The organism is Polynucleobacter sp. MWH-Jannik1A5, assembly GCF_018881795.1.
Classification (GTDB): domain Bacteria; phylum Pseudomonadota; class Gammaproteobacteria; order Burkholderiales; family Burkholderiaceae; genus Polynucleobacter.
The window spans coordinates 1-4,798 of record NZ_JACVPQ010000008.1 but is presented as its reverse complement, the minus strand read 5'-3'; the positions used below and the strand labels follow the sequence as shown (position 1 = coordinate 4,798).

The following is a 4,798-nucleotide window of genomic DNA, read 5'->3' as shown; positions in this document are numbered from 1 at the left end:
TTCACCCTAAATGGTGCTGCCACTATTAATAACGCCAACACTACTAATGCTTCCACCTTCAGCGGCAACTTCACCAATGGTGCTAACTTACTAACAGTAGATGGAGCAGGTAACACCACTATCTCTGGCGTGATTGGTAGTGGAGCAGGTGGCTTGACTAAAGCTGGTACAGGCATCTTGACTCTCAGCAATACCAACACCTACACTGGTGCAACAACCATTTCTGCTGGCACGCTGAAGTTATTAGATGACGGATCAATAGCCACTTCTTCATCAGTTGCGGTCACTGGTACTTTTGATATTCGTTCTACAACGAGTGGTGTATCCATCGTTACCTTGTCTGGCGCAGGCGGAGTCAATATCGCTGGTAAGGCCCTCACGATCACTAACGGTAGTACGACCTATTCTGGCATGATGACTGGTGCTTCAGGAGCCTTAACTGTTTCTGGCGGAACACAAATCTTCTCCGGTGCTAATGACTACACAGGTACAACAACTGTTTCTGGTGGCACTCTTCGTTTAACGGGTTCAGGTACTACCGGCGCCGCTGGTAATAACCTCACTGTTTCCAGTGCCGGCACTCTGTCTATGATCGATGCCAACTTGGTTGTGAATAACCTGAGCTTGGCGAGTGGCGGCGTCATTACTGCACCATCTGGCTTATCTACTCTGACTGCTAATGGAACTAGCTCAATTGCTGGCACTATTACTACTTCTGGTAATCAAAGCTATGTTGGCGCAGTGACGCTAACAGCAAATACCACGCTTGTTAGTGGTACTGGCAATATCGCCTTTGGTTCAACAATCAACGGTACAACAGCCAATACAGAATCTCTCACCCTCAATGCAGGCACTAGTGGCTTAATTAGCGTAACCGGTGCAATCGGTTCAGCAGCGAGCTTGGCAAACCTGACTGTGACTAATTCTGGTGGAGCTACATTTAGTGGGGCGGTTACTGTTGGCACTGCAGTTATTTTGACCAATACCGCTAGCGCACAAACCATCGCCTTTAATGGCGGCTTAACAGTGCCAACCCTCACGACTACTGCTAATCCGTATAACGTGAAAGTAGCTGGCGGAACCAGCACCATTACTAATGCATTGACTTTCTTAAATACTGGTTCAGTTCAGCTTGGTGCTGCATCAAGCGACAACTTCATTGCAGTAAACGGATTAACTGCTACTGCCCAATTAGGCGGCATTAAATTGGCAGGCACTATTTCTAGTGGAGATGTTCTGGAGCTTGGCGCATCCAATGCAGCAATTACATTATTGGCTGCTACCACTTTAGATACTACAAATGTAGTTTCTTCCGGAACAATAACAACTAATACCTACACATCTGACACTGCATGGGTAGTGCCTACTGGTATAACCACGATTGGTGTGGATATGGCTGGTGCGCAGGGTGGTGGAGTTTCAGGCGGATTAGGTGGTCGCCTACAGGCATCAACCGTCTCCGTGACTGCAGGATCAACCTTAAATATTTACATTGGTGGACAGGGTAATAGTAGTTCTGGTAGCGCTTCTGGCGGTGCAAATGGTGGTGGTTCAGCGTCTTCTGGAAATAGTAGAGCTGGGTACACAATTAATGTTGGATCTGGAGGTGGAGCCTCGGATATCCGCGTAGGTGGAACTGCGCTATCTGATCGTATTTTGGTGGCTGGTGGCGGTGGTGGTAGTAGCGGTGGTTATATTGCTAGTGCTGGTGGATCAGGGGGCGCCCTTATTGGAGGCAACGGCGTAGCAGCAGCAAGTGGTGCAGGAGCTGGTTTGGGTGGCACCCAATCTGCTGGCGGATCAGGGGGCGCTGGTAATGGAGGCGCTTCTACTGGTGAGTCCGGTAGCTTGGGACAAGGCGGCTCCACTGGCTCTGGATATTGGGGTGGCGGTGGCGGTGGCGGTGGTTACTACGGGGGCGGCGCTGGTGGTAGCGACTCTTCTTTAGTCAACTATACGAGTACCGGTGGCGGCGGTGGTGGCGGTGGTGGCTCATCTTATGCAAACTCTTCCTATGCATCAGTTGTCACCAATACTGCTGGCTATCAAGCCGGTGCAGGGTATGTAACTATTAGCTACACAAGCGCCAGCAATAAAGCAGCCAGTGCAATCCGTTTGTCTGGCGCTGTTAATGGGGCTTTCGGATTAACCACAAACAGTGGATCACAATCGACAACTACGGCTGCGATCGGCCAAGGAACTGCACTTGCAAGCTATAGCTCTACTGGCGCTGGTAGCAATGTCATAGGCGGAAGTGTTGCTACTACTGGCGCGCAAACTTACACTGGTCCGGTAACTATTTCTGGTGCGACCCGCACATTAAGTTCTAGTGCAAATGGCGCAATTACCTTGCCTGCAGTAAATGGTGCCAATGGCTTAATCATTAGCAACGGTAGCGGCAGTATTACCTTAGGCGCTGTTGGCGGGGATACACCGTTGACTACATTGACCTTGCAAGGTACTGGTCTCAACACTTTAGGTGGCGACATCAACACTTCCGGTGCTGTAGACCTGAAGGGCACTTCACGTCAAACTGCCTTTGCAGCGAATCGCACAATTACTACAACTAACAGCAGCGGTAATGGCAACATCACATTAGGAACTACGAATAGTGCTTATAGCCTCACGCTGAATGCTGGAAGTGGCACTGTATCTTTAGGTGTGATGGGTAGAACTGCTGATGGCCAATCCGGCGTTCCATTGGCGGCATTGACCATTACTGGCAGCGGTGCCAATACGCTTGCGGGTAACATTAGCTCAACTGGCAATGTCAATCTGGGCGCTAGCAGGGCAACTACGATTTCTAGCTCTCTGACTATAGGCTCTGGTTCAGGCACTCTGACTACTGGCGCATTAACTTTAGCTACTGGTATCGATTTAGTATTGGGTGATGCAGGATCTGGCAATATTTCTGTAGCAAGCATTACCGGTCCTGGAAGCGGCACATCTAATGTGACATTTAGTAATAGTGGCACAGTAAACGTCAGTGGCGATCTTAAAACTAATATTGGCACTCTCTGGTTAAACAAAACCACTGGCGCTGTTACTTTTGCTGGATCAACTCAAGTTTCTCAATTGAGAACGGATGGCAGTGCTGCATACAATTTAAGCCTCACTGGCGCAAGCAATAGCATTGCAACTTTCTATACGGCTACCCCATTTGAAACAAGTGGCACCTTGACTCTGGGCGACGAAGTAACAGATACCTTTACTTATTCTGGTGGCGCCTTTGCTCCAAGTCGTCCTGCAAGCTTAAGTTTGGCTGGAACAATCATCACAAGTAATGCTACTGCAGCAAATGGTGCCGTCACTCTAGGTGATGCTAATACTGCAGTCACATTGGGTGCGGATTTAACTATTAATACCAGTGCAAGTAATTCCAATATCACGGTTGCCAGCTCAGCAACGATTGCTGGAGCAGGGAAGTCTCTGACCCTGAATGCCGGTACTGGCACAATTTCTATTACTTCAGCTCTCAGCGGCATGGGCGACTTAAGTTTTATTGCCAATGAGATTAACTGGAGTGCTGCTATTGCTGGTACAGGTACCCTCAGCCTCAAACCAACCACTACTACCAATGTGATTAACGTAGGTGGCGCTAGTGATGCAGGAACAAGCACCTTAGATATTCTTGCTGCAGAAATTGCGCTATTAGGAAATACCTTCAGCGGGGTTACGCTTGGTGGTGGTTCTGGTGGTAGCGCACAAAGCGGCAATATCAGCATTACTGGTAACGCCACATTCACCACTCCAGTGACCTTCACGACGTCGGGCAAGACGGTTCTATTGGCGAATTTAGCTACTAGCGGTTCTGCTGGTATTGCCGTAACAAATGATCTACAGGTGTCTACTGCCAATAGAACTATCACTACCGATACTGGAAACCTTACTTTAGCTGCGGTTGATGCTACCGGTACTGCATTTGGACTTACTCTGACAACAGCCAGCGGAACAATGAACGTCGGTAGAGTAGGCGGTACAGCTGCATTAGCGTCATTAACTACTTCTGCAGGTGGTACCACGAACTTCACCGGCGCTGGAGTGACTACTACTGGTGCGCAGACCTATAACAATGCTGTTACCTTGGCTGCGAGCAATTCTTTTGCCACAACCAATAGCGCAATTCTGTTTGCTGGAACAGTGGATAGTGCTACATCGACACCTCGTGCATTAACAGCCAATGCTGGAAGCTCTACCATTACCTTTACCGGTGCTGTTGGTGGCGCTCAGGGTCTAGGCAATATTTCTCTGACAAGTACTGGCACTACAACGATCAGCAGTACTATTAATGCCAGCGCATTTACTCAGAATTCCTCAACAGGTTCAACCGCAATTAACGGCGGAAGCATTATCACCTTGGGCGCACAAACCTACGGCAACGCCGTTACCCTCGGCGCCACAACTTCGTTAACTGCTACGAATAACAACATTGCATTTAGCAGCACACTTAATAGCAGCGGATCCGCCAGAAATCTCACCTTAAGTGCTGGTACCGGCGCTGTGAGCTTTGGCGGCATTGTGGGTGGCGTACTCACGCTTGGCAATGTAAGCAGTACGGCAGCAACCACTACAAATACAGCAGCAATATCGGGTATCGGAGCTTATAACGTTACTGGCGCTGCAACCTTTACTGGTGCAGTAACGGGTGTAAGCAGTATTGCCGTATCCGGACTTGCAACTATTTCAAACAACATCACCACCACTGGTGCTCAGGCTTATAACGGTAATGTCGTACTCACACCAACGACTACCACCTTGGCGACTACTAATAGTGATGTGAGCTTTGGCGGCACCTTAA

Annotated in this window: 1 pseudogene; it reads left to right on the top strand. The window is 49.0% G+C overall.

Annotated features, from left to right (window positions below):
* Positions 1-4,798, top strand: a pseudogene (locus ICN23_RS10060) (autotransporter-associated beta strand repeat-containing protein); the annotation flags it as partial.